Below are 23,876 nucleotides of genomic sequence, written 5' to 3'. Positions count from 1 at the left end.
CGATCACGACCGGCGCCGTCCAGGCCGACAGCGAGATGGCGGCGATCTTCTGCATCCTCTGGATATTGAAGCTCGTCCTGCACGCTCCCGCCATGACGACGCTCGGCCGCGTCATCTCCAACGAGAGGGCGACGCTGGCGAGCGTCGTCGTGGTGTTTCTGGTCGTCCTCGTTGCCGCCGCCACCGCGACCCACCTGCTGGAGCGCGAAGGCCAGGCCGATCTGTTCGGAAGCATTCCGGCCGCCCTGTGGTGGGCCGTTGTCACCCTGACGACGACGGGTTACGGCGATGTCGTTCCGCATACCGTCGGCGGCAAGATGGTCGGCTCGCTGGTGATGGTGAGCGGCATCCTCGTGCTGGCGTTGATGACCGGCATCCTCGCAACGGGCTTTGCCGAGGAGGAGCGTCGGCGCGAATATCTCAGGGTGTGGGATCAGGTGACCAGGGTGCCGATGTTCGCGGCCCTCGGCACCGTCACCTTGTCGGAGATCGTGGGGAAACTGCGGGTCCGCCACTATCCGCCGCGCATCGTCGTCGTGCGGCACGGTGAGACCGGCGACTCGATGTTCTTCATTTCCGAGGGCGAGGTCGAGGTTCGCCTGCCACGAGGGCCGGTCCGTCTCGGGCAAGGCACCTTCTTCGGCGAAATGGCGCTTCTCGACCGCCAGCCACGGACGGCAACCGTCGTCACGACGGCACCGGCGACGCTGCTGGTGCTTTACGCCAGCGACTTCTATGAGATCGCGTCGCACATCCCCGCGCTGGTCGAGGCTGTCGAAAGGGAGGCACGGCGGCGGCGCAGCGAGAATGAAGGCAAGGTAGCGTCAGAGGCGGACGACAAGTGAAACAGGTGGATCTTCTGGTGGTGGGGTCCGGCGCGGCCGGCTTCTCCGCCGCGCTCGCCGGCAAGGATGCCGGACTCGACGTGCTGATGATCGAGAAGGAGCCGCTGTTCGGCGGCACCACGTCCTATTCAGCCGGCGTCATCTGGATTCCCGGCAACCGGCACGGCCGCGCGCTCGGCATCGCGGATTCGAAGGAGGACGCGCTCACCTATCTGCAGCACGAGGCCGGCAACCGGCTCAATGCAGAGTTGGCGCACGCCTTCCTCGACAACTGCAATCCGGCCGTGGAGTTCCTCGAGAACAACACCCACGTGCGCTACATCGCGGTGCCGATCTGGGCCGACTATCACCCGACCAAGCCGGGCGCCGCGCAGGGCGGCCGTTCGCTGCTGCCCGAGCCGTTCGATGGACGGCGGCTGGGCAAGCGCTTTGCTGAGCTGCGGCCGCCGCTCAGGACCATGATGGCGTTCGGCGGCATGATGGTCGGGCGCGGCGACCTACCCCACGTCTTCAACCTGACGCGTTCGGCAAGATCGATGCTCCATGTCGCCGGACTGGTGGCGCGCTACGCCGTCGACCGCCTGAGCCATCATCGCGGCACGCGACTGTCGAACGGCAATGCGCTGATCGCGGCGATGGCGCTGTCGGCCTTCGAGCGAGGCATCGAGTTGCGTCTCTCCACGCCGGTGGTCGAGCTCGTGAGCCGCGACGGCCGCGTGACCGGCGTCATCGTCGAACGCGACGGCAGGCGCGAGGAGATCGCGGCCCGCCGCGGCGTCGTGCTGGCCTGCGGCGGTTTCCCCGCCAATGCCGAGCTGCAGCAGCGCTACTACGGCCATGTCCGCAACGGCCATTCGCATCGCTCCGCGCCGCCATCCGGCAATCGCGGCGACGGCATCCGCCTCGCCGGCGCGGTGGGCGGAACGCTCGCAGAGGACGTGGCCCATGCGGCGGCCTGGGTGCCGGTGTCGCTGATGCCGCAGCCCGGCGGCGGCACCCTGCCCTTTCCTCATTTCTTCGACCGCGGCAAGCCGGGCTATATCGCGATCGATCCGGCCGGCCGACGTTTCGCCAACGAGGCGGTCTCTTATCACGACTTCGTCCCCGCCATGGTCGAGAGCTGCCGCGAGCGCGCCGACACCCATTGCTGGCTGCTCTGCGACCATCGCGCCATTCGCCGCTACGGGATGGGAGGTATCGGACCGACGCCGATGCCACTCGGGCCGCACCTGCGCAGCGGCTATCTGGTCGGTGCGCCGAGCTGGCCCGAACTGGCCGGCCGGATCGGCGTCGACGCGGCCGTCCTTCAGCAGACGGTGGCGCGCTACAACGAGGGAGCCGCGCGGGGTGAGGATCGCGAGTTCGGCAAGGGCACCGACGCCTACCATCGCTTCAACGGCGATCCCAACCACGAGGGCCCCAACCCCTGCATCGCACCGCTGGCGCGGGCGCCGTACTACGCCATGAAGCTGGTGCCGGGCGACATCGGCACCTTCCTCGGCCTGCGGGTAGACGGCAGCGCACGCGTCCTGGACACCGCCGGCCGGCCCATCCCGGGGCTCTATGCCGCCGGCAACGACATGACCAGCGTCATGGGCGGCACCTATCCCGGCGCCGGCATCACCATTGGCCCGGCCCTGACCTTCGGCTATATCGCGGCCCGTCACGCCGCCGCTGCCGTCCCCTCCTGAAGGCCGTCGCCCCCATGTCCCTCATCACCCCCATCATCCTGGTCGGAGGCTCCGGCAAGCGGCTGTGGCCGCTGTCGCGCGAGAGCATGCCCAAGCAGTTCGTGCCGTTGCTCGGCAAGCATTCGACCTTCCAGCAGACCCTAGAGCGCGTCGCCGATCGCAACCTGTTCGCCCGGCCGATCATCGCGACCAACGATTCCTATCGCTTCATGGCCGAGCAGCAGGCCCGGGATGTCGGCATGGAGATCGAGATCCTGGTCGAGCCGTCGCGGCGCGATTCCGGCCCCGCCATCGCCGCCGCCGCGGCCTACGCGCGCAGCCTCGGCGCCGAGGCGGTGCTGGCGCTCGCCTCAGACCACTTGGTGATCGGCGCCGAGGAGTTCCGCGCCGGCTGCCGCGAGGGCCTGGTCGCGGTGATGAAGGGCGGCATCGTCACCTTCGGCATTCCCCCGACCGAGCCCAAAACCGACTACGGCTACATCCGGCCGGGCAGCGAGCAGATCGGCGCCGTGCAGAAGGTCGCGGCCTTCGTCGAAAAACCCAATGCCCAGACGGCGCTGCGCTACATCGCCGAGGGGCTCCTGTGGAACAGCGGCAACTTCCTGTTTCCGCCCGACCTGCTGCTCGCCGAGATGGCGCGCTTCGAGCCCGGCATAGCGGCTGCCGCCGAGGAAGCCGTGGCCAAGGCCAAGCGCAACGGCTCCACCGTGTTCCTCGACGCCGAGGCGTTCGCCAAGGCGCCGGCCAAGTCGATCGACTACGCGGTGATGGAGCGTACCGACAAGTGCTGGGTCGTGCCGGCGCGTTTTCGCTGGTCCGATCTCGGCACTTGGGACGCACTGCTCGACATCGGCGACGCCGACAGCGCGGGCAACGTCACCGAGGGACCGGTCGAGCTCGACCACGTGCGCAATTCGTATGTCCGCTCGGACGGGCCGCTGACCGCGGTGATCGGAGTCGAGGAAGTCGTGGTGGTGGCGATGAACGACGCGGTGCTGGTCGGCCATCGCGACAACCTCCCGCGGCTGAAGGACGTCGTGCAGCGCATGTCCGACGGCAAGCACCGGGCGGCGACGGAACATGCCGTGATGCACCGTCCATGGGGCAGCTACCAGGACATCGACCGCGGCGAGCGCTTCCGCGCCAAGCGGCTGACGGTCAATCCCCGGGGCAAGCTCAGCCTGCAGAGCCACAAGCGCCGCGCCGAGCACTGGGTGGTGGTGAAGGGCGTCGCCGAGGTGACGCTCGACGGCCGCGTCATGACCCTGCACGAGAACGAATCGGTCTACATCCCGATGGGCGGCATCCATCGCCTGGCCAATCCGGGCGACGAACCGCTCGAGGTCGTCGAAGTGCAGACCGGCGACTACCTCGAGGAGGACGACATCACCCGCTACGAGGACATCTACGCGCGCGTGTAATCAGGTCCCGCGCTTGGGCGTGCGATCGAACACGACAGGCTTGGGTTTGCTTAAGGCCTTCCTGAGGAAGACCATCGCACCTCGTCCGACAATGCCGATCTGTCCGGCGGCAAAACGCAGGAGCACCAGCGCGAATCGTCCCGGCGGCATTTCGCCACCACGGATGAAATCGTGGCCGGCACGCAGGAAGGTTGTCGCGCAGACCAGCGCCCACAGCACCGTCAGCGCGAAGACGGCGAGGATGCCGGGTACCCAGGCCGGCGACAGGACCATTGCCAGGATGCCGGCGGCCACGCCGACCAAGACCAGCGGCTGGTTGAGCGACATGCAAAGATGAAGCAACGCCGCCCAGCGCGACGCGGTGGTCAACTGCGGGCTCCGCAGGATCACCGGGAACATGCGCAGCGAGACGTGGCGGAAACCCTCGACCCAGCGCTGCTGCTGGCGCAGCCACGTCTTCGTGTCGGCCGGCAGCTCGCCCGGCACCGCCACGCTCGTCAGGAACACGCCACGCCAACCCTTGATCCAGCCGCGGTAGGTGAGATCGAGGTCCTCGGTGACCGTGTCGCCCTTCCAGCCGCCGCCGGCGTCGATGGCGGCGCGCTGCCAGATGCCGCAGGTGCCGTTGAACGGCAGCGGATGGCCGGCCCACGAGCGGGTCGCCTGCTCGATGGCGAGATGGGCGTCGAGCGTCACCATCTGCATTTCCGTCAGCGCGTTCTCACTGGCGTTCAGGAAATCGAAGCGCGCCTGGACGAAGGCGATCTTCTCCGCGGGATCGGCGAAGAACGGCCGCATGCAGCGCCGCAGGAAGTCGGCCGGCGGCACGTAGTCGACGTCGAAGACCGCGAAGAAGTCGTGCGGCGTTTGCTGCATCCCCTCGTGCAGGGCGCCGCCCTTGTAGCCGTTGCGGTCGGTGCGCTGCAGCGCGACGACGTCGAAGCCCCGCGCCGCGAGGTCTGACGCGACGGCGCGGGCGATCTCGGCGGTCTCGTCGGTGCTGTCGTCCAGGATCTGGATGTGCAGCCTGTCGCGCGGCCAGTCGAGGCGCGCCGCCGCCTCGACGCCGCGCCGCAGGACGGGCCCCTCGTTGAAGGACGGTATCTGCACGACGACGTGCGGCAGCTCCGCGTCGGGCGGCAACGGGGTCGCGAGCAACGCCCGTTCGCGCGCCAGCCCCGCCTTCCTAAGAGAAAGATTCAGCAGCACCATGTAGAGCAGGCTGCCGATGAAGATCGCCAGCAACACACAGCAGGCGAAGAAGAAGACGGCGAGGACCTGGGCGATGGTATCCATGGCCATTGGCTCAGCTGCCCGTCTTGGGCGTGCGGTTGAACTCGGTCTTCCTGCCGAGGCCAGCGCCGACGATGGCGCCCGCGTTGGCGATGGCAAGATATCCGATCAGCGCCGGCACCGACGCCGCCGTGACCAAGTAGCGCGCCAGCCCACCGCGCCCGAGCCTGCGATAGGCGCCCCACGTCATGCCGAACAGGATGACGAGTACTGCCGCCAGCCACAGCCACAGCACGAGCCGGAACGGCGCGATCAGTTCTCCGTGGCCGACGATCGACAGGAGGAGCGCCGCGATGCCCACCGCCAGCACCGGAAAGATGAGCTGCTGGCCGAGCGCGACGGTCGTGGCGAGCTTGGCCTCGACCGGCCAAGCCGAGGCCCAGATCGGCGGTAGCAGCTTTCGCGCCACCTGCACGAAGCCCTTCGACCAGCGGCTCTGCTGGGCACCGAAATCCTCGAGCTTCTGCGGCAGCTCGCCGACCACGTGCGGCTCCATGAGGAAGACGCCGGTCCAGCCCTTCAGATGCGTGCGCAGCACGAGGTCGAGATCCTCCGACAGCGTGTCGTGTGACCAACCGCCGGCGTCGTCGACCGCCGCGCGGCGCCAGATGCCCCCGGTGCCGTTGAACTGGAACGGCACGCCGCGGCGCGCGCGCACGTCCTGCTCGACGGCGAAATGCGCGTCCTGCATCAAACGTTGGGCGCGCGTCAGCCAGTTGCGCTGGCCATTGCCCCACTCGATGCGCGTCTGCACGAAGGCGGCGCGCGGTTCGGCGAGCATCGCCGCCATGGCACGCCGCAGCCAGTCGGGCGCCGGCACGAAATCGGCGTCGAAGACCGCGATGTAGGGCGCGTCGCAGAGCGTCATGCCCGCCTCGAGGGCGCCGGCCTTGAAGCCCGAACGATCGGCGCGCCTGACATGGTCGACATCGACACCGTCGCGTTGCAGGCGCGCCACCACGTGGCGGGCGATGTCGGGCGTCAGGTCGGTGCTGTCGTCCAGGAGCTGGATCTTCAGCCTGTCGCGCGGCCAGTCGAGAGCCGCCGCCGCGACCAGCGCGCGCTCGACGACGGCCGGCTCGTTGTAGACGGGGATCTGGACCAATACGCGCGGCAGGTCCGCAGGCAGTCGGGAGGGCGCGCCGTCCGACCGCGGCAGCGCGGCCAGCCAGTAGACCAGCCAGAAGAAGTAGCCGGCGATGGCGAACTGTACGGCGAGGCTGAGCGCCACGACGAGGTCGACGGCCGAAAGCAGCACGTCCATGCAGCCGTCAATGGTAGTGGATGGGCACTTCGAAGCAGCGACCGTCCTCGATGTGGAGGCGGCGGGTCGCGACGTCGAAGATGCGCTCGTCGTGGGTCGACAATACCACGGCGCACTTGGCGCGCATGGCGAGATCTCTGAGCTGGTCGACGACAAGCCGACCCGACACGCGATCGAGCGCCGACGTTGGCTCGTCGGCAATGATGAGATCGGGCAACCCGATCATGACACGCGCGATCGCCACACGCTGCTGCTGGCCGCCGGACAACTCGTCCGGCCAGGAGTCGGTCTTGTCGGCGAGGCCCAGGAGGCCGAGCAGATGGCGGGCGCGCCGTTCGTCCCACGCCGGATCCGACAACGGCGTCGTCGAGACGCCGGCGATGACGTTCTGCAGCGCCGTGAGCGACGACAGCAGGTTCCGCTTCTGGAAGAGAAAGCGGACGCGATTTCGCAGGACGTCGAGTTCGGGCCCACCGAGACGGGCGATGTCGGTGCCGAGCAGCCGCAGCTTGCCCTCGGACGGCCGGCGCATTGTGCCGAGGATGGTAAGAAGCGTCGTCTTGCCCGAGCCGGACGGCCCAGTGACGATGACGATCTCGCCTTCGCGAACCTGCATGTTGATGTCGAACAGCACGTCGACCCGCTGCGGCCCCTCGCCGTAATGGTGGTGGACGTCGACAGCCTCGACGACCGCCGGACCGAACACGTGCGTTTCGGCCGCCATGGCCTACTCGAACAGCATGATGGGATCGACCCTCCACAGGCGGCGGATGGCAAAGACGCTCGATACCGCCGTCATGATCAGCGATGCCACCAGGGCGACCACCATCTCGCGCAATCCCATCGTCATGCCGAGATGGATCGACGCCTCGGCGACGCCGTAGACCAGGCGCGCCAGCGTGAAGGCGGCCAGGAAAGCCGGCGTGATGATCGCGGCACCGATCTGGCCGATCATGCACAGGAAGAACCACCAGTCGTAACCGAGGCTCTTCAGGATGGCGTATTCCGGGAGATAGAAGCGGATGATCTGGTACTGGGCGTAGTAAATGAAAACCATGCCGATCATCAGGCCCATGACAAAGCCCAGGTCGGTGATGTAACCCACCGGCGTCTCGCGCGACCAATATCGCCTCTCGCGCGCCTCGAACTCCTGTTTGGTGATCACCTCGCCGCGGCCGCCGACGGCGCGGCCGAGCGCGGCCTTGGCCTGGGCCGGATCGGCCTCGGGCACCAACTTGATGCCGATGAAGGCCGGACGGTCGGCCCACCAGACACCGAACACTTCCGACATCGACCCCTCGGACATGATGACGGCGCCGTCGTTGACGACGTTCGGCCCGATGGCCACCGTGCCCACGACGAACATCTCGCGCAACAGCAGGCGGTTGTCCGGCGGGCCGAGCACTGGAACCTCCTCACCCTTCTCGGCGACCGTCGCGAGGTCGCCGAAATAGGGCCGCGAATCGCGGTCGAAAAGAATGCGCCGCACTACGCGCAGCTTGTAGAGGTTCTCGGCCAGGCCGGGCACGTCAATGGCCGGTCGTTCGACGTCGATCGCGTACCAGGCAAGTCGACGCGGCGTGGCCATGCCGGGATGGTTGAGCGACATCACGCCGAACCAGAAGGGCCGCGTCTGGGCAACGGAGGGATCAGCCGAGACGATGTCATTCATCGCCACCGGCACCTCGGCATGCAGCTGTAGGGACTTGAAGCCGGCCGGCACGAGCACGAGGTCGGCAGCGACCGAACGATGGAGCCTGATCGAGGAGTCGTAGACGGCGCGTTCGATGCCGAGCTGGGCGAAGATCACCAGCAGGCTGGCCGTCACGCCAGCCAGCGACAGCAGGGTACTGGTGCGCTGGCGGCGCAACTGCTGGGCGCCCAGCGGCATGGCCGAGGCGGTCCTGGCGGCGGCGCGAAACTTCGCGAAAGAGAAGCGCGGCCACCACCGGTCAACGCCCGGTGATCCCGCCACAGGCAGGGTCACGGCCATCAGAGGAAGGTAACGCGTGTCTCGCGCCCGAGCACCTGGGGCATTCCCGCGGGATTGTCGAGCTCGATCTCGACCTGCACGACCCGCGCGTCCGTCGACGAGCCGCCATCGGGTTCGATGCGCTGCATGCGCTTCACCGTGGCGGCGATGCGCGAGATCGTGCCGCGGTACACCGCCTGGCTGCCGCGGAACGTCACCTCGACCTTGCCGCCCGCGGCGACGCGACCGAGATGCACCTCATCCACGTCGGCGAAGACGCGCAGCTTGCTCATGTCGACGATTTTGACGATGCCGGCATGGGCGACGCGCTCCCCCTGGCGGGTGAAGATCTGCAGGATCACGCCGTCGATGGGCGAGCGGACCAGGGCCATCTCGCGATTGGCGCGCGCATTGTCGAGATTGGCCTGAATGATGGTGATGTCGGTCTCGACGTGGGCCAGATCGGTGGCCAGCGTCTCCTTGAGGATGCGAAGCTTGATGTTCTCGCGATCGTACTCCTGCTCGGCGATCGTCTGCTCGATTTGCTTCATGTCGGGCGGTTTGCCCGACCGAGCGAGCTCCAGCTTCTTCAGCTTGAGTTCCTCGGCCTTGGTCTGGACAACGATCTCTTGCATCCCTATCTCGGCAACTCGGTATCCCTTGGTTATGGCATCGCGGGTGAGGCGGGCCTTCTCGAGCTCCACCTCGGTCGTACGGACCTTGTTGTCGGACACGGCGTAGTTGGACAGGACGGCCACGACTTCATTGCGCTTGACTTTCTGGCCATCAACGACACGCAACTCCGTGAGCACGCTGCCCCCTCCGGGATCGCCAGCCACGACGACGGTGCCCGCCGGTGCATCGGTGTAACCGCGCGAGATCAGCGGACCGGTCGCGCGAATGCCGTCCTGCGCGCTGCTCGTCTGGCGCGTCGGCGCCAGCCAAAGGACAATGGCCGCGACGACGAACAGGATCGCCACGCTCGCTGCGCCCCACCTGTACTTCTGTGCCCTGGCCATCCCTGTCGGTCGCCCTCAATCCTGCCCCGAGCGCCTAGAACGCCGTCGCCGGGATCACCGAACCCCTCGCCACTCCTACGATGGAGAATGTACGATAAATCGCGGTGAGAATCTTATTGTACTCGTGAAGTGGCGCATTTGTGACATAGACCACGTCACTCGGCCGGATACCGAACTGTTGCGCGACAAAAATAGACACCGGCTGGTTCAGGTCCAACCGAAAAACGCGGGCCCGGGCGGTCGGACTGCTCTGGATTTCCCCCATTCGGAAAACGAAAACGCCGGTTTTGTTGGCCCTTTCGTCCGACAGGCCGCCGACCTGGCCAAGCGCCTCCAGCAGGGTGAGGTTGGCCTTGGTGACCGGCACGTTGCCGGCCTTGAGAACCGCCCCCAACACCGTGAAAACCTGGGAATTGGGCCGCACGATGACTTCGTCGCCCTTCTGGACGGCGACGTCCCGGCCGGCGAGGAGCTCGGAATACTGGGCAGTCATGACGACGTCGCCTCGCCGGCGAAGGACAACCTGAAACTGGTTGGCCGGGGCACCTTCCTGCCCTCCGAGCAGACCGCCGGCCCGGTTGATCACGTCCACGACCGTCCGCACACCGTCCAGAAGCGAAACGCGTCCCGGCGCCTTGACATCGCCCGCAACCAAAACGGTGTGGGTACGGTCAGCCACGAAATCAACGATAACCTGCGGGTCCTGTGCCTTCGAGGCGACCTGGTCGGCGATCCGGCGCTCGATCTGCGTCAGATCGAGCCCGGCGACCTGCACCGTGCCGACATAGGGGACGGTGATGGCCCCGTCCTCGCCGACGCGTTGTGAGCCGAGATCCGCGCCGGGGCGCTGGATCGTCGGGAATATATTGCCTTCGTAGGCCTCGAAGATGCGCACCCGCAGCACGTCACCGGGGGCAACGGAGATCCTGGGGGCAGCCGAGATGCCGCCGGTTGCCGAGGGCTGATCGATGCTGACGGGAGGGCGATAAGCGACGACCGAGGTTGGGGTCAGATCGACGACGTCGAAAGGAAGCGCCTCACTGCTGCGCGAACTCGCGTCGTTCATCCACGGCCCGTCGCCGGGCAACGCCGTACACGCCGCGACGCCGACACCCAAGACGAGGACTATGGCGGTTGGCCGCGCAACAAGGCGCAACCAGGTCCACATTGTCAAATTCCGATCTCCGTCCGGAACCGACGGCACCCGCGCTCGGCCCCGCGTCCCTTAAAGTCTTGTCTCAGCCAGAGATTTAATAACCCGTGCCACGCTAGCCGTGCAAGCGCTCGGGCGAACCGGCCGCCCGGACGGTTCACAGCCTTGCCGCCGCCGCTTCCGCCGATTCCGCGACGTCGAGCAGGTGGCCAAAGCCACTGACCTGCAGACAATCTGCGGCCGCGCCGGTGAAGCGGCAGAACACGATGCGCGCCTGCATCTCCTGCGCGCGGTGCAGCACCGTGGCCAGCGAACGCACCCCCGCCGCGCTCATGTAGGTGACCGCGCTGCCGTCGATGACGACGCGGGCGCCGGGGTGCAGCGACGCCATCATCGTCTCTTCGGCCGACCGCGAAGTCTCCGAGTCGACTCGGGCGGGCAGCATGACCGTAGCGATGCTCTTTTCGGCAGTCGTCTCATTCATCTCGATCTCTCGCGCGCATCGGTCGCACGCTCGCGCCAATTGCTGCCCAGGTCGGTCCCCCGCCAGTCGATCGACCGGCTGGCCAAGGCAAACAGCATCAGCGCGGGCGCCAGCGCTTCGCGGGTCAAGGCCGCCAGCGCGGCGCACGGACCGAACGCGAGGTTTCGGCCAGAGAGGAACCATTTCTCTCCGGCGAGCCAGACCGCCACATGTATCGATAATGCGCCTGCGATGACGGCCCCACCGAACCCGCAGCCGGCCAAGCCGATCGCGGCAGCCATGCCCGACACCAGCAAACCTATGGCAGGCTCCCAAAGCACCAGCCCCCACACCGGCAGGCGCAGCCGCGTCCGGGCCCAGCGCACCTGGCGGCGCCACACTGCCGACCAGGACCGCTCGCCAAGCGGCAGGCGCGGCATCACGTCGCCCAGCCTGGTCGACAGGCCGAGTTCACGCACCGAACGGGTGACGGAATAGTCGTCGGCGATCCAGCGATTGAAGCCCATTGACACACCGATGCGATGCAAGGTGTCGCGCGACAAGACCGTGACCCCGCCCGACGCCACGACGAGACCGAGCCGATCGGCGGCAAACAGGAACCGCGCGTGATGGCCGTTGATGTAGGCACGCTCCAGTTCGGCCGCAAAGTTCGCCGGTGCATCGGCCGACTTCAGCGCTAGCACGAGACCGACCCGATCGGACAAGGCCGCCGCCGCACGCGCCAGATCGCGGGCCTCGAGTCGCACGCCCGCGTCGCACAGCGCCACGACCGGCCGGCTCGCCGCCTCCAGCCCCTTGCGCACGTTGTTCATCTTGGGGTTGAAGGTGGTGTCGCTGCCGACGAGGATCGGGGCATCGGCCCAGTGACGGCGGGTCTCGGCGATCGCGCCGTCGTCCTCGCCGGCCACGCAAATCAACACCTCGGCGCCCGCCGCCGACAGCGCCGACAGTGCCGCGACGTAGCCGGCCGATGCGTCGGCGGCACCCGCCATCGGCGCGACGATGCTGAAATCGGCGGCCGGTCGCGGCGCCGGCGCGGGAAACAGGCGCGGACTACGGGCCAACGCCGCGCTCACCCAGTGGATCCCCGCGCTCACCGCCCACCAACCCAATCCGATCCATGCCGCGAACTCGGCCGGCATCGCTCATCGCTCGCCCGCCGAGAAGCGATGGAGGTCATCCTTCTCGACCATCAGAGCGCGGTGGTAGGAACGGATGACCTCGCTCGGATCGCCCTGCTGGCGGATGCGGCCGTCCTCGATCCAGATCGCCCGGTTGCACAGCCGCCGCACCTCGGTCGTCGAATGCGACACGAAGAGCAGGGTGCCCTTGGCGCGGAAGCTGTCGATCCAGTCCAGGCACTTGCGCTGGAAGGCGGCGTCGCCGACCGCCAGCGCCTCGTCGACGACCAGGATGTCGGCCTCGACATGGGCGCAGATCGCGAAGGCCAGTCGCGTGCGCATGCCCATCGAGTAGTGCTTGACCGGCTGCTCCATGTAGTCGCCAATCCCGGCGAATGCGGCGATAGAGCCGAACTTCTCCAGGATCACGTTGCGCTTCAGCCCGAGCACGGCGCCGCCGATCATCACGTTCTCGCGCCCCGACAGTTCGTGGTCGAAGGTCGAACCGAGCGCCAGCACCGGTGCGATCCGGCCCGACACCCGGAGCTCGCCGTGGCTCGGCAAGGTCATGCCGCAGATCACCTGCAACAGGGTCGACTTGCCGCAGCCGTTGCGGCCCAGGATACCGACGCTGTCGCCGCGACGGACGTCGACGTCGATGTCGCGCAGCACCCAGAACGGCTTGTAGTAGGTCTTCCACCAGCCCAGCATGACCTGCTTCAGCCAGTCGCTGCGGTGCGCATAGAGTTGGTATGCCTTGCCCAGGTGCCGCGTACGGATGACGATATCAGATGACGTCGACGATGACATTCCGATACCTGTCGAAGAACCAGTAGCCGAAATAGAAGGTCACGACCGACGTCAGCAGCACCCAGCCGTAGACCGTCCAGCTCGGGATCTGGCCCAACAGCACCAGGTCGCGCATGCATTCGACGTAGGCCGCCAGCGCATTGGCGTAGATCCAGAAGTCGAGGGGCGGCGGCAGCGCCGACTGTGGGTAGAACACCGGCGTGGCGAACATGAACAACGGCACCACCGTGATCATCAGGTAGCCGGCATCGCGCGTGAAGGCGCCAATCGCGCTCAGGAACCACGACAGGCCCATCAGGAACACCATGAAGGGCAGGATCACCATGGGGATCAGCAGCACGGTCCAGTGGAGTGTCCCCGTCACCGCGAACTGGCAGACCAGCATCACGCCGATCGAGATCGAGGCATAGACGCCCGCCCGCAGGGTCGAGATGACCGCCAGCATGTCGCTGGGGAAGATCGTCTGCTTGATGAAATGGGCATACTCGTGCAGCAGCATCGGCGCACGAAACGCCATCTCCGAGAAGAAGTTGAACACGACGATGCCGCTGAAGATGAACAGCGCGTACGCCAGCCGCCGCCCACCCGCCGCGCCCTCCGCCATCGGCAGCTGCAGCGTCGTGGTGAAGGCGAAGGTATAGACGGTGATCGCCAGCAGCGGCGCCACCACCGCCCACATCCAGCCGGCGGCCGAGCCCTTGAAACGGTCGCGCATCTCGCGCCGCAGGATCGCCGCGACGATCTCCTGATTGTGCCACACCTGCACGAACGGCTTGGCGAAGAAACGAACGACGCGCTGCCCCGCATCGAGGTCCTCGACCACGATCTGCTTGCCGTTGACGACGTTCACCGACGGCATAGGCCGCGCTACTCCTTCTGCGAGCCAGTGGTGAGCCCGGTCGGGATCGAACCGACGACCACCTGATTAAAAGTCAGATGCTCTACCGCTGAGCTACGGGCTCGTACCGGCGTCGCGCCACACCCGGGGGCTTGGCGCGGCGCCCCTATAAGGTCTGGCACGCCGCCGGTCAACGCGGCCGGCCGGCCGGCCCCATCGGACCTCACTTCTTGCCGAATTTTGTCTTCAGCCGCCCGAACACCTGGCGGGACACGAACTGGGAGGTGTCGCCGCCCAACCGGGCGATGTCCTTGACCAGCGACGAGGCGATGAACTGATGCCGATCGGACGCCATGAGGAAGATGGTCTCGATGTCGGGCTCCATGCGGGCGTTCATGTTGGCCATCTGGATCTCGTACTCGAAGTCGGACACCGCGCGCAGCCCGCGGATGATCACCTTGGCGCCGACGTCCCGGGCGAAGTGGATGAGCAGTCCCTCGAACGGCACGACCTCGATGCGATCTTTGTCCGACTGAGGAAGCTCCAGCGCCGCGATGTCCTCCTTGATGATGGCGATCCGCTCCTCCAGGGAGAACAGCGGGCCCTTGCTGATGTTGATCGCCGGCCCGATCACCAGCCGGTCGACGAGGCGGAGCGACCGGCGCACGATCTCCATGTGTCCGCTGGTGATGGGATCGAACGTGCCCGGATAGACGCCGGTGCGCTGCACGGCCATGGCTCCCCCTTGTGCGCCTGAGCGAAGTGCCCCGACTACGGCGACAAAGTCTTAGCGACACGGCCGGACCTTATCCACCGTTTGTTTCGGCATGGTCCTCGCCGTTGCCGTTGCCATTGGCCGCATCGTCCTCGCCAATGCGGATGGCCGACACGACGCGCTCGCCTTCGCTCACGTTGACGATTCGCACGCCGCGCGTGGCGCGTCCGGCGATACGGATTTCGTCGACCGGGCAACGGATCAGCGTGCCGCCGTCGGTGACCAGCATGATCTGGTCGCTCTCGCCGACCGGGAACGCCGCAACGACCTGGCCGCCGTCAGGCAGGCGCATCAACTCGACGCCCTTGCCGCCGCGACCAGTCACCCGATACTCGTAGGCCGACGTGCGCTTGCCGAATCCCGACGCAGCGACGGTGAGCACGAACTCCTCCTTGCGCTGCAGCTCCTCGAAGCGCTCGGCCGACAGGCTCGCCGCTGCCGTTGCCGGCTCGTCCGCCGGCGCTGCCTCCTCCTCGACATTCTCCGCCTGCCTGAGCGCCCGCGACTGCCGGAGATAGGCGTCGCGATCCTCAGTGGTGATGCCCTTGCCGCCGTCGACCAGCGACATCGAGATCACCTCGTCGCCCTCGGCGAGGGCGATGCCGCGCACGCCGGTGGAGGCGCGGCTCTGGAACACGCGCACGGTGGCCACCGGGAAGCGCATCGCCCGGCCCTGGCGGGTCGCCAGCAGCAGGTCCTGCTCCTCGGTGCAGACACCGACGCCGATCAGCCGGTCGCCGGCGTCGTCTCCCTCGAACTTCATGGCGATCTTGCCGGACTGGTTGACGTTGACGAAGTCGCTGAGCTCGTTGCGCCGCACACCGCCGCGTGCCGTGGCGAACATCACGTTGAGGTCGGCCCAGCTCGATTCGTCCTCGGGCAGCGGCATGATCGTGGTGATGGTTTCGCCCTCGTCGAGCGGCAGCAGGTTGACGAATGCCTTGCCGCGGGCCTGCGGCGCGCCGAGCGGCAGGCGCCACACCTTGAGCTTGTAGACGATACCGCGGCTCGAGAAGAACAGCACCGGAGTATGGGTGTTGGCGACGAACAGGCTGGAGACGAAGTCGTCCTCGCGCGTCGCCATGCCCGAGCGGCCCTTGCCGCCGCGGCGCTGCGCGCGATAGGCCGACACCGGCACGCGCTTGACGTAGCCGCCATGGGTGACCGTCACCACCATGTCCTCGCGCTGGATCAGGTCCTCGACCTCGAGCTCGCCTTCGTTGTCGAGGATCTCGGTGCGCCGCGGCGTGGCAAACTTCTGCCTGATGTCGAGCAGCTCGGAGCGCATCAACGAGAACAGCTTGTCGCGGTCGGCCAGCAGCTCGAGGTAGCCCTCGATCAGCTTGGCGACCTCGGTCAGCTCCTCGGCGATCCGGCCGCGCTCCAGACCGGTCAGGCGCTGCAGGCGCAGCTCCAGAATCGCGCGCGCCTGCGTCTCCGACAACCGGTAGGTGCCATCGGGCGCCACCTCGCGCCCGGGTTCGGCGATCAGCAGGATGAGCGGCGCCACGTCGGCCGCCGGCCAGTCCTTGGCCATCAGTCGCTCGCGCGCCACGTTGGGATCGGGCGCACGCCGGATCATCTCGATCACGTCATCGATGTTGGCGACGGCAATCGCCAGGCCGACCAGCACATGGGCGCGGTCGCGCGCGTGATTGAGCTCGTACTTGGTGCGCCGCGTGATGACCTCGGCGCGGAAACGGATGAAGGCCTCGAGCAACTCCTTGAGGCTCATCAGCCGCGGTCGACCGCCGTCGAGCGCCAGTGCGTTGACGCCGAACGTGGTCTGCAGCGGCGTGTAGCGATAGAGTTGGTTCAGCACGATGTCGGCCATGGCGTCGCGCTTGAGATCGATCACCAGCCGCACGCCGTCCTTGTCGCTTTCGTCGCGGATCTCCGAAACGCCCTCGACCTTCTTGTCGCGCACCACCTCGGCGATGCGCTCGTGCAGGCGCGCCTTGTTCTCCTGGTAGGGAATCTCGCTGACGATGATCGCCTCGCGGCCACCCCCCTTCTCCTCGATCTTGGTCCGCGCGCGCATGATCAGCGAGCCGCGGCCGAGCTCGTAGGCCGCGCGGATGCCGTTGCGGCCGAGAATGGTGGCACCGGTCGGGAAGTCGGGGCCCGGTACGTACTCCATCACCTGCTGCACGGTGAGTCCGGGATTGTCGATCAGCGCGCAGCACGCATCGATCAGCTCGCCGAGATTGTGCGGCGGGATGTTGGTCGCCATGCCGACGGCGATGCCGCCGGCGCCGTTGGCCAGCAGGTTGGGGAAGGCCGCCGGCAGGACGGTCGGCTCCTGCTCGCGCTCGTCGTAGTTGGGCTGGAACTCGACCGTGTCCTTGTCGATGTCGGCCAGCAACGTCTCGGCGACGACGGCGAGCCGCGCCTCGGTGTAGCGCATGGCCGCCGGCGGATCGCCGTCCATCGAGCCGAAATTGCCCTGGCCGGAGATCAGCGGCAGGCGCATGGAGAAATCCTGCGCCATGCGCACCATGGCGTCGTAGATCGCGTTGTCGCCGTGCGGGTGATACTTGCCCATCACGTCGCCGACAATGCGGGCGGACTTGCGGAATGGCCGCGACGAGTCGTAGCCGCCTTCCTTCATGGCGTAGAGGATGCGGCGTTGCACCGGCTTCAGGCCGTCGCGCGCATCGGGCAGCGCGCGCGACACGATCACGCTCATGGCGTAATCGAGGTAGCTGCGGCGCATCTCCTCTTCGATCGTGATCGGCGCGATATCGGGGGTCGGGGGCAGCGGTGGCGGCGCGTCGGAGGGCGGCGGCGGCGGAAGGGTCGTATCGTCGCTCACGAAAAACCTGGATTTTTACTCGTTCTAGTGGCCGCGCCGGGGCTCCGGTGCGGCGAGCGCGCACCCTAGCAAAACGGGCTCGCAGAACCAACAAAAAACGCACCGGATCGAGGTCTTTAACACTTTGATTTTATTGTCTAAATTCGCCCCGAAATTACTCCCGAAAGAGGCCCTGTTTTGGCTCCGAAATCCGCCTTCCGGTCGGTCTCCGTCGCGGTCTTCGACCTGGGTGGCGTGCTACTCGACTGGAACCCGCGCCACCTCTACCGGAAGCTCATTTCCGACCCCGCCGAGATGGAGGAGTTCCTCGCCTCGGTGACCACCGGGGCGTGGCACGGCGCGCAGGATCACGGCGGCGATCCGGGCGAGGCGACGCGCGAGCTGATGCGGAAATTCCCCGACCGGTCGGCCCTGATCCGGGCCTTCTACGATCGCTTCGACGAGATGTGCGAACACGCCTTCGCGGACATGGCCGCCCTGGTCGAACGACTGCATGCCGCCGGCACGCCGCTCTATCTTCTCTCGAACGCGCCGGCGTTCATGGACGGGTGGCTGCGCGGGCCGTCGCACCGCCGCCATCCCTTCCTCGGCTGCTTCGGCGACTATGTCGTCTCGGGCAGGGTCGGTTGCTCCAAGCCGCAGGCCGAGATCTACGATCTCGTCTGCCGCACCGGGGGCTTCGCGCCGGACGACGCCGTGCTGGTCGATGACAACCTGCCCAACGTGGAGGGCGCGCGCGCCTTCGGCCTGCACGCCGTGCACCACCGCACGGCAACGGAGACCATCGCCGAGCTCAGGGCGCTGGGCCTACCCGCCTGACAGCGCCGCCTAGAACGGAATGTCGTCGTCGAGCTCGGCCTTGGCGCGCGCCGCGGGACGTCCGCTGCCGCCAGCCGCCGCCGGCGCCGGGGAGAATTCGTCATCGCCGCCGCCCGCCTGCTCACCCGCGCCGCCGCGGCCGTCGAGCATGGTGAGCGCGCCGCCGAAGCGCGGGATCACCACTTCGGTCGTGTAGCGCTCCTGCCCGCTCTGGTCGGTCCATTTGCGCGTGGCGAGCTGGCCCTCGACATAGATCTTCGAGCCCTTGCGCACGAACTTCTGCGCCACTTCCGCCAGCTTTTCGTTGAAGATCACCACGCGATGCCACTCGGTGCGCTCCTTGCGCTCGCCGGTCTGGCGGTCGCGCCACGTGTCCGACGTGGCCACCGACATGTTCACCATGGATCGGCCATCCTGCATGGACCTCACTTCGGGGTCGCGGCCGAGATTGCCGACCAGGATGACCTTGTTCACGCTGCCCGCCATGGGGGCCTCCTTCGCTTTCCCGGTGCCGCACGAGCGCGGCACCTACCTCACTGCCCGGCAACCTACTCCCGCCGCCCTGTGGGCAGCCACCGATTTTGGGTTGTGGCGTGAGCCCCGCTCATGGGCGCCCTCCTGAAATTCATTGGTCGGGCAGAACGCCCTTCCGTACCCTCCGCCGCCATGAGCAAGTCCTTCCACGTGCCGCAGGTCTCAACCGGGCAGGCCTACGCCATGCTGGGCGGCGCCGCCCTGATGATGACCATCGCCATGGGCATCCGGCAGAATCTCGGCCTCTTCCAGGCGCCTGCATCGCGCGACCTCGGAATCGCCATTTCGGACTTCGCGCTCGCCATCTCCGTGCAGCAGGTCGCGTGGGGCGTCTCGCAGCCCATCGCCGGCATCTTCGCCGACAAGTACGGCACGCGCTGGGTGTCGATCTTCGGCAGCGTGCTCTACTTCGTCGGCCTGTGGCTGACCGCGACGGCCGAGAGCGCGCTGCCGATCGTGATCGGCGCCGGCGTGCTGATCGGCATCTCGCTGGCCTGCACGACCTCGGGCATCACCGCCAACATCGCCGCCCGCGTGGTGGCGCCGCAGCGCCGCACCCTGGCCTTCGGCATCGTCTCGGCGGCCGGCTCCGTCGGCACCATGTTCACCGCGCCGATCGCGGCCTACTTCGTCGACGGCGAAGGCTGGCGCGCCGGCGTGTGGGCGTTCGCGATCCTGGCGCTCGCCATGCTGCCGGCGGCCTTCGTCGGCAGCCGCGCCGACCGCCTGCCCAACATGTTGTCGACCGACCGCGATCTCACCCTGTGGGGCGCGCTCGGCGAGGCGCGCCGCCACACAGGCTACGTCGTGATGTCGATCGCCTTCTTCGTCTGCGGGCTGCAGCTCGTCTTCCTGACGACCCATCTACCGACCTACCTCGCCCAATGCGGCATGGACGCTTCCTACAGCGCGATCGCCCTGATGCTAATCGGAGGCTTCAACATCCTGAGTTCCTGGCTGTTCGGCTGGCTGGGCGACCGCTATCCCAAGCGCCTGCTGCTGGGCGGCATCTACCTGCTGCGCTCGGTCACGGTGGCGCTCTTCTTCCTCTATCCCCCGACGCCGCTCAGCGTCGTGCTGTTCGGCGCCGCCATGGGCACGCTGTGGCTGGGCGTCATCCCCCTGGTCAACGGACTGGTGGTGCAGATTTTCGGCTTGCGCTTCCTGTCGACCCTGACCGGCATCGCCTTCCTCAGCCACCAGGCCGGCTCGTTCCTCGGCGCCTGGGGCGGCGGCTACCTGTTCGACCTCATGGGTTCCTACGACCTCGCCTGGAAGATCGGCGTCCTGATCGGCCTGATTGCGGGCACCCTGCAACTCCTGATGAACGACCGGCCGACCGACCGGGTACTGGCGGCGCAGGTCGCCGCCTGACATTTCCTGACACGGCGGGCGTGGAAAACGCCGCTGTGGATAGCCATATGCGCGTTTCGCGCCTATCGCCTATTCTCCGCGTCCAGATGGCCAAGTCCCACCTCACCGCCGCCGAACCGTTGCGCTGCATTTCCATCCGCGGCGCCCGCGAGCACAATCTCAAGAACGTCGACCTCGACCTGCCGCGCGATCGGCTGGTCGTGATCACCGGCCTCAGCGGCTCAGGTAAATCCTCGCTCGCCTTCGACACGATCTATGCCGAAGGCCAACGCCGCTACGTCGAGAGCTTGTCGGCCTACGCCCGTCAGTTCCTCGAGCTGATGCAGAAGCCCGATGTAGATTCGATCGAGGGCCTGTCGCCCGCCATCTCGATCGAGCAGAAAACGACGTCGCGCAACCCGCGCTCGACGGTCGGCACCGTCACCGAGATCTATGACTACTTGCGCCTGCTGTTTGCCCGCGTCGGCGTGCCCTACTCGCCGGCCACCGGCCTGCCGATCGAGAGCCAGACCGTGTCGCAGATGGTCGACCGCATCAAGACGATGCCCGAGGGCACGCGGCTCTACCTGGTGGCGCCCATCGTGCGCGGCCGCAAGGGCGAGTACCGCAAGGAACTGCAGGAGCTGCAAAAGAAGGGCTTCCAGCGCGTCAAGATCGACGGCAGGCTCTACGAGATCGCCGAAGCGCCGTCGCTCGACAAGAAGTACAAGCACGACATCGACGTCGTGGTCGACCGCATCGTCGTCAAGCCCGACCTCGGCAATCGCCTGGCCGACTCAATCGAGACCGCGCTCAACCTCGCCGAGGGCCTGGCCGTCGCCGAGAACGCCGATTCGGGCGAGCGCACGGTCTTCTCTTCGCGCTTCGCCTGTCCGGTCTCGGGCTTCACCATCGAGGAGATCGAGCCGCGCCTCTTCTCCTTCAACGCCCCGCAGGGCGCCTGCCCGACCTGCGACGGGCTGGGCGTGAAGATGTTCTTCGACCCCGAAATGGTCGTGCCGGACGACCGGCTGTCGCTCGCCGAGGGCGCCGTCGCGCCGTGGGCCGATTCCTCGGGCCAGTACTACCTGCAGACGCTCGAGAGCATCGCGCGGCACTTCAAGGTCAAGATGTCGATGCCGTGGCGCGACCTGCCGAAGAAGGTGCGCGACGCGATCCTGCACGGCAGCGGCGGCGAATCGATCGCCATGCGCTACGACGACGGCATCCGCCAGTATCAGACGACCAAGCCGTTCGAGGGCGTGATCCCCAACCTCGACCGGCGCTGGAAGGAGACCGATTCGTCGTGGGTGCGCGAGGAGCTCGAGCGCTTCCAGCACGAGAGCAAGTGCGAGGCCTGTGGCGGCGCGCGACTCAAGCCCGAGGCGCTCGCCGTGAAGGTCGGCGGGCTGCATGTCAGCCAGGTCACCGAGTTCGCCATCGGCGACGCGGTCAAGTGGTTCCACGACCTGCCGCCCAAGCTGACGGCGAAGCAGAACGAGATCGCCGCACGGATCCTCAAGGAGATCAACGAGCGGCTGGGCTTCCTCGACAATGTCGGGTTGTCCTACCTGACCTTGAACCGCACCTCCGGCACGCTGTCGGGCGGCGAGAGCCAGCGCATTCGTCTCGCCTCGCAGATCGGCTCCGGCCTGACCGGCGTGCTCTACGTGCTCGATGAGCCGTCGATCGGCCTGCATCAACGCGACAACGATCGGCTGCTGAAGACGCTGACCCGCCTGCGCGACCTCGGCAACACGGTGCTGGTGGTCGAACACGACGAGGACGCGATACGCGCCGCCGACCATCTGGTCGACATGGGCCCCGGCGCCGGCGCACACGGCGGCAGAGTGATCGCCGAGGGCACGCCCGAGGAGGTCATGCGCAACAGCGCGAGCCTCACCGGGCAGTATCTCTCCGGCTTTCGCCAGATACCCGTTCCCAAGATGCGGCGCGTGCCCGCGGCGAAAGGCGGCCGCTGGCTGACGGTCAAGGGCGCGAGGGCCAACAACCTGCAGAACGTCACCGCCAGCATCCCGCTCGGCACCTTCACCTGCGTCACCGGCGTCTCGGGCTCGGGCAAGAGCACCCTGATCGTCGAGACGCTCTACAAGGCGCTGGCGCGCCGGCTGAATGGCGCGCGCGAGCACCCCGGCGAGCATGCCGGGCTCGACGGCCTCGGCCACCTCGACAAGGTGATCGACATCGACCAGTCGCCGATCGGGCGCACGCCGCGCTCCAACCCGGCGACCTACACCGGCGCCTTCTCGCCGATCCGCGACTGGTTCGCCCAGCTCCCCGAATCGACCGAGCGCGGCTACAAGCCCGGCCGCTTCTCCTTCAACGTCAAGGGCGGGCGCTGCGAGGCCTGCCAGGGCGACGGCGTCATCAAGATCGAGATGCATTTCCTGCCGGATGTCTACGTCCAGTGCGACGTCTGCAAAGGCAAGCGCTACAACCGCGAGACGCTCGAGATCCATTTCCGCGGCAAGTCGATCGCCGACGTGCTCGAGATGACCGTCGACGAGGGTGTCGAGTTCTTCAAGGCCGTGCCGGTGATCCGCGACAAACTCCTGACCCTGCAGCAGGTTGGGCTGGGCTACATCCATATCGGCCAGCAGGCGACGACCCTGTCGGGCGGCGAGGCGCAGCGCGTGAAACTCGCCAAGGAGCTGTCGCGCCGCGCCACCGGCCGTACGCTCTACATCCTCGACGAGCCGACCACCGGCCTGCATTTCGAGGACGTGCGCAAGCTTCTCGAGGTGCTGCATCGCCTGGTCGAGGGCGGCAACACCGTGCTGGTGATCGAGCACAATCTCGAGGTCATCAAGACCGCCGACTGGATCCTCGATCTCGGCCCCGACGGCGGCGCGGGCGGCGGCCGCCTAGTCGCCGAGGGCCCGCCGGAAGAGGTCGTCAAGGTCGCCGAGAGCTACACCGGCCAGTATCTCGCCCGCCATCTGCCGCGCAGCGCGGCCGCCAAGAAGCGCGCCTGACGCCGCGGACCGGCAATGCGCGCGGCTCACGGCGAGCCGAACAGCCGGGCAAGCCGTTCGCGCGCCGTTCCCGGCCGGAACATCGACTTCGCGAGTTCCCACAATCCCCCGTAGGCGATGACAAACGGGTTGTAGAGCGACGAGCGTTCGTGGAGGAGGCCGTAGCGGATAGCGACGTCAGGCCGCTCGGCCTGGTAGATGCCGAACAGATGGTCCCAGACCAGGAACACGCCGCCGTAGTTCTTGTCGGTGTACTCCGGATTGCTCGCGTGGTGGACGCGGTGCGCCGACGGCGTGTTGACGAACCATTCGAGCCAGCGGACGTGAGGCACCAGTTCGGTGTGGACGAGGAACTGGAACGTGGTGTTGACCGTCACCGTGCCATAGACCCAGATCGGGTCGAAGCCGATCCAGACGAGCGGAAGGCAGAACAGGAACAACACCGACACGATCGGCGTCCAGACCAGCCGGAACGAGGTCGTAGCCAGCATCTTCTCGCTGCTGTGGTGGACGCTGTGAGAGACCCACATGAAGCGCATGCGATGGGCCGCGCGATGCTCGAGGTAGAAGCGGCGAGCGACCAGCACGAAGAGGATCGCCAGATTGACCCAATGGTCGAAGGAGACCCGTATCGTGGCAAACCGCACGGAGTGGACGGCGACCGCGATGGTGC

The 23,876-nt window shown here is 67.2% G+C and carries 20 protein-coding genes and 1 tRNA gene; 6 read left to right on the top strand and 15 right to left on the bottom strand.

The window, feature by feature from the left end; genetic code table 11:
* Positions 1-317 precede the first annotated feature (317 nt).
* From KIT25_09245 to KIT25_09235, 3 genes are read left to right on the top strand one after another with little or no spacing between them, the layout of a single operon-like run.
* A complete protein-coding gene (locus KIT25_09245; protein UYN97874.1) occupies positions 318-845 on the top strand; it encodes a cyclic nucleotide-binding domain-containing protein in 528 nt (175 codons plus the stop codon).
* Positions 842-2,536, top strand: coding sequence for an FAD-dependent oxidoreductase (locus KIT25_09240; GenBank protein ID UYN97094.1), 1,695 nt, complete (start codon positions 842-844; stop codon positions 2,534-2,536). Before KIT25_09245 ends, KIT25_09240 begins: the two co-directional genes overlap by 4 nt.
* A 14-nt stretch (positions 2,537-2,550) precedes the next feature.
* Positions 2,551-3,957: a mannose-1-phosphate guanylyltransferase/mannose-6-phosphate isomerase gene (locus tag KIT25_09235; protein UYN97093.1), complete on the top strand. Its 1,407-nt coding sequence runs from the start codon at positions 2,551-2,553 to the stop codon at positions 3,955-3,957.
* On the opposite strand, the gene KIT25_09230 is transcribed toward KIT25_09235, so the two are convergent.
* The 13 genes from KIT25_09230 to gyrA all read right to left on the bottom strand — a co-directional run bounded on the left by KIT25_09230 (position 3,958) and on the right by gyrA (position 17,402).
* Entirely contained in the window at positions 3,958-5,253 is a 1,296-nt protein-coding gene (locus tag KIT25_09230) for a glycosyltransferase (GenBank protein UYN97092.1), read from the bottom strand.
* A gap of 10 nt (positions 5,254-5,263) precedes the next feature.
* The gene (locus KIT25_09225; GenBank protein ID UYN97091.1) at positions 5,264-6,514 is read right to left on the bottom strand and encodes a glycosyltransferase; all 1,251 of its coding nucleotides are present in this window, start codon (positions 6,512-6,514) and stop codon (positions 5,264-5,266) included.
* Positions 6,515-6,521: 7 nt separating this feature from the next.
* Entirely contained in the window at positions 6,522-7,238 is a 717-nt protein-coding gene (locus KIT25_09220) for an ABC transporter ATP-binding protein (protein UYN97090.1), read from the bottom strand.
* A 3-nt stretch (positions 7,239-7,241) separates the two neighbouring features.
* Positions 7,242-8,507: a hypothetical protein gene (locus tag KIT25_09215; protein ID UYN97089.1), complete on the bottom strand. Its 1,266-nt coding sequence runs from the start codon at positions 8,505-8,507 to the stop codon at positions 7,242-7,244.
* Entirely contained in the window at positions 8,507-9,505 is a 999-nt protein-coding gene (locus tag KIT25_09210) for an HlyD family efflux transporter periplasmic adaptor subunit (GenBank protein ID UYN97088.1), read from the bottom strand. Before KIT25_09210 ends, KIT25_09215 begins: the two co-directional genes overlap by 1 nt.
* Before the next feature lie 34 nt (positions 9,506-9,539).
* Positions 9,540-10,622, bottom strand: a complete 1,083-nt coding sequence (locus KIT25_09205; GenBank protein ID UYN97087.1) for a polysaccharide biosynthesis/export family protein — start codon at positions 10,620-10,622, stop codon at positions 9,540-9,542.
* 193 nt (positions 10,623-10,815) lie between these two features.
* The gene (locus tag KIT25_09200; protein ID UYN97086.1) at positions 10,816-11,142 is read right to left on the bottom strand and encodes an STAS domain-containing protein; all 327 of its coding nucleotides are present in this window, start codon (positions 11,140-11,142) and stop codon (positions 10,816-10,818) included.
* Positions 11,139-12,284 (bottom strand): glycosyltransferase, encoded by a 1,146-nt coding sequence (locus KIT25_09195; GenBank protein ID UYN97085.1) that lies wholly within the window; start codon positions 12,282-12,284, stop codon positions 11,139-11,141. The genes KIT25_09200 and KIT25_09195 overlap by 4 nt, the downstream gene beginning before the upstream one ends.
* Before the next feature lie 3 nt (positions 12,285-12,287).
* Positions 12,288-13,073 (bottom strand): ABC transporter ATP-binding protein, encoded by a 786-nt coding sequence (locus tag KIT25_09190; GenBank protein ID UYN97084.1) that lies wholly within the window; start codon positions 13,071-13,073, stop codon positions 12,288-12,290.
* Positions 13,051-13,932 (bottom strand): ABC transporter permease, encoded by an 882-nt coding sequence (locus tag KIT25_09185; protein UYN97083.1) that lies wholly within the window; start codon positions 13,930-13,932, stop codon positions 13,051-13,053. Before KIT25_09185 ends, KIT25_09190 begins: the two co-directional genes overlap by 23 nt.
* Before the next feature lie 28 nt (positions 13,933-13,960).
* Positions 13,961-14,035 (bottom strand) — tRNA-Lys (locus KIT25_09180).
* 99 nt (positions 14,036-14,134) lie between these two features.
* On the bottom strand, positions 14,135-14,647 hold the full coding sequence (gene coaD / locus KIT25_09175) for a pantetheine-phosphate adenylyltransferase (GenBank protein ID UYN97082.1): 513 nt from the start codon (positions 14,645-14,647) through the stop codon (positions 14,135-14,137).
* Positions 14,648-14,717: 70 nt separating this feature from the next.
* Positions 14,718-17,402 (bottom strand): DNA gyrase subunit A, encoded by a 2,685-nt coding sequence (gyrA, locus tag KIT25_09170; protein UYN97873.1) that lies wholly within the window; start codon positions 17,400-17,402, stop codon positions 14,718-14,720.
* Positions 17,403-17,678: 276 nt separating this feature from the next.
* On the opposite strand from gyrA, the gene KIT25_09165 reads away from it, so the two are divergent.
* Complete coding sequence (locus KIT25_09165; GenBank protein UYN97081.1) at positions 17,679-18,320, top strand: HAD family phosphatase; 642 nt, start codon at positions 17,679-17,681, stop codon at positions 18,318-18,320.
* A 9-nt stretch (positions 18,321-18,329) separates the two neighbouring features.
* Here the strand turns inward: KIT25_09165 and ssb are convergent, their stop codons facing one another.
* Entirely contained in the window at positions 18,330-18,806 is a 477-nt protein-coding gene (gene ssb / locus KIT25_09160) for a single-stranded DNA-binding protein (protein ID UYN97080.1), read from the bottom strand.
* Positions 18,807-18,986: 180 nt separating this feature from the next.
* On the opposite strand from ssb, the gene KIT25_09155 reads away from it, so the two are divergent.
* Both KIT25_09155 and uvrA read left to right on the top strand, forming a co-directional pair.
* Entirely contained in the window at positions 18,987-20,228 is a 1,242-nt protein-coding gene (locus KIT25_09155) for an MFS transporter (GenBank protein ID UYN97079.1), read from the top strand.
* Between the two features lie 86 nt (positions 20,229-20,314).
* Positions 20,315-23,203 (top strand): excinuclease ABC subunit UvrA, encoded by a 2,889-nt coding sequence (gene uvrA / locus KIT25_09150; GenBank protein ID UYN97078.1) that lies wholly within the window; start codon positions 20,315-20,317, stop codon positions 23,201-23,203.
* Positions 23,204-23,229: 26 nt separating this feature from the next.
* Here uvrA and KIT25_09145 read toward each other — a convergent pair whose 3' ends face one another.
* A complete protein-coding gene (locus tag KIT25_09145) occupies positions 23,230-23,850 on the bottom strand; it encodes a sterol desaturase family protein (GenBank protein UYN97077.1) in 621 nt (206 codons plus the stop codon).
* Between the last annotated feature and the right edge of the window lie 26 nt (positions 23,851-23,876).

The sequence above is a fragment of the Enhydrobacter sp. genome (assembly GCA_025808875.1).
GTDB lineage: Bacteria > Pseudomonadota > Alphaproteobacteria > Reyranellales > Reyranellaceae > Reyranella.
The sequence above is the reverse complement of the archived record's forward strand: the minus strand, read 5'-3'. Positions and strand labels throughout refer to the sequence as shown.

Bases quoted from the DNA above. Each gene is read 5' to 3' on its own strand.
- KIT25_09200 (UYN97086.1), bottom strand. From the start codon at position 11,142: ATGAATGAGACGACTGCCGAAAAGAGCATCGCTACGGTCATGCTGCCC.
- KIT25_09155 (UYN97079.1), top strand. From the start codon at position 18,987: ATGAGCAAGTCCTTCCACGTGCCGCAGGTCTCAACCGGGCAGGCCTAC.
- ssb (UYN97080.1), bottom strand. From the start codon at position 18,806: ATGGCGGGCAGCGTGAACAAGGTCATCCTGGTCGGCAATCTCGGCCGC.
- KIT25_09185 (UYN97083.1), bottom strand. From the start codon at position 13,932: ATGCCGTCGGTGAACGTCGTCAACGGCAAGCAGATCGTGGTCGAGGAC.
- KIT25_09195 (UYN97085.1), bottom strand. From the start codon at position 12,284: ATGCCGGCCGAGTTCGCGGCATGGATCGGATTGGGTTGGTGGGCGGTG.
- KIT25_09190 (UYN97084.1), bottom strand. From the start codon at position 13,073: ATGTCATCGTCGACGTCATCTGATATCGTCATCCGTACGCGGCACCTG.
- uvrA (UYN97078.1), top strand. From the start codon at position 20,315: ATGGCCAAGTCCCACCTCACCGCCGCCGAACCGTTGCGCTGCATTTCC.
- coaD (UYN97082.1), bottom strand. From the start codon at position 14,647: ATGGCCGTGCAGCGCACCGGCGTCTATCCGGGCACGTTCGATCCCATC.
- KIT25_09220 (UYN97090.1), bottom strand. From the start codon at position 7,238: ATGGCGGCCGAAACGCACGTGTTCGGTCCGGCGGTCGTCGAGGCTGTC.
- KIT25_09210 (UYN97088.1), bottom strand. From the start codon at position 9,505: ATGGCCAGGGCACAGAAGTACAGGTGGGGCGCAGCGAGCGTGGCGATC.
- KIT25_09225 (UYN97091.1), bottom strand. From the start codon at position 6,514: ATGGACGTGCTGCTTTCGGCCGTCGACCTCGTCGTGGCGCTCAGCCTC.
- KIT25_09215 (UYN97089.1), bottom strand. From the start codon at position 8,507: ATGGCCGTGACCCTGCCTGTGGCGGGATCACCGGGCGTTGACCGGTGG.
- gyrA (UYN97873.1), bottom strand. From the start codon at position 17,402: ATGCGCCGCAGCTACCTCGATTACGCCATGAGCGTGATCGTGTCGCGC.
- KIT25_09230 (UYN97092.1), bottom strand. From the start codon at position 5,253: ATGGATACCATCGCCCAGGTCCTCGCCGTCTTCTTCTTCGCCTGCTGT.
- KIT25_09245 (UYN97874.1), top strand. From the start codon at position 318: ATGGTCGGCTCGCTGGTGATGGTGAGCGGCATCCTCGTGCTGGCGTTG.
- KIT25_09235 (UYN97093.1), top strand. From the start codon at position 2,551: ATGTCCCTCATCACCCCCATCATCCTGGTCGGAGGCTCCGGCAAGCGG.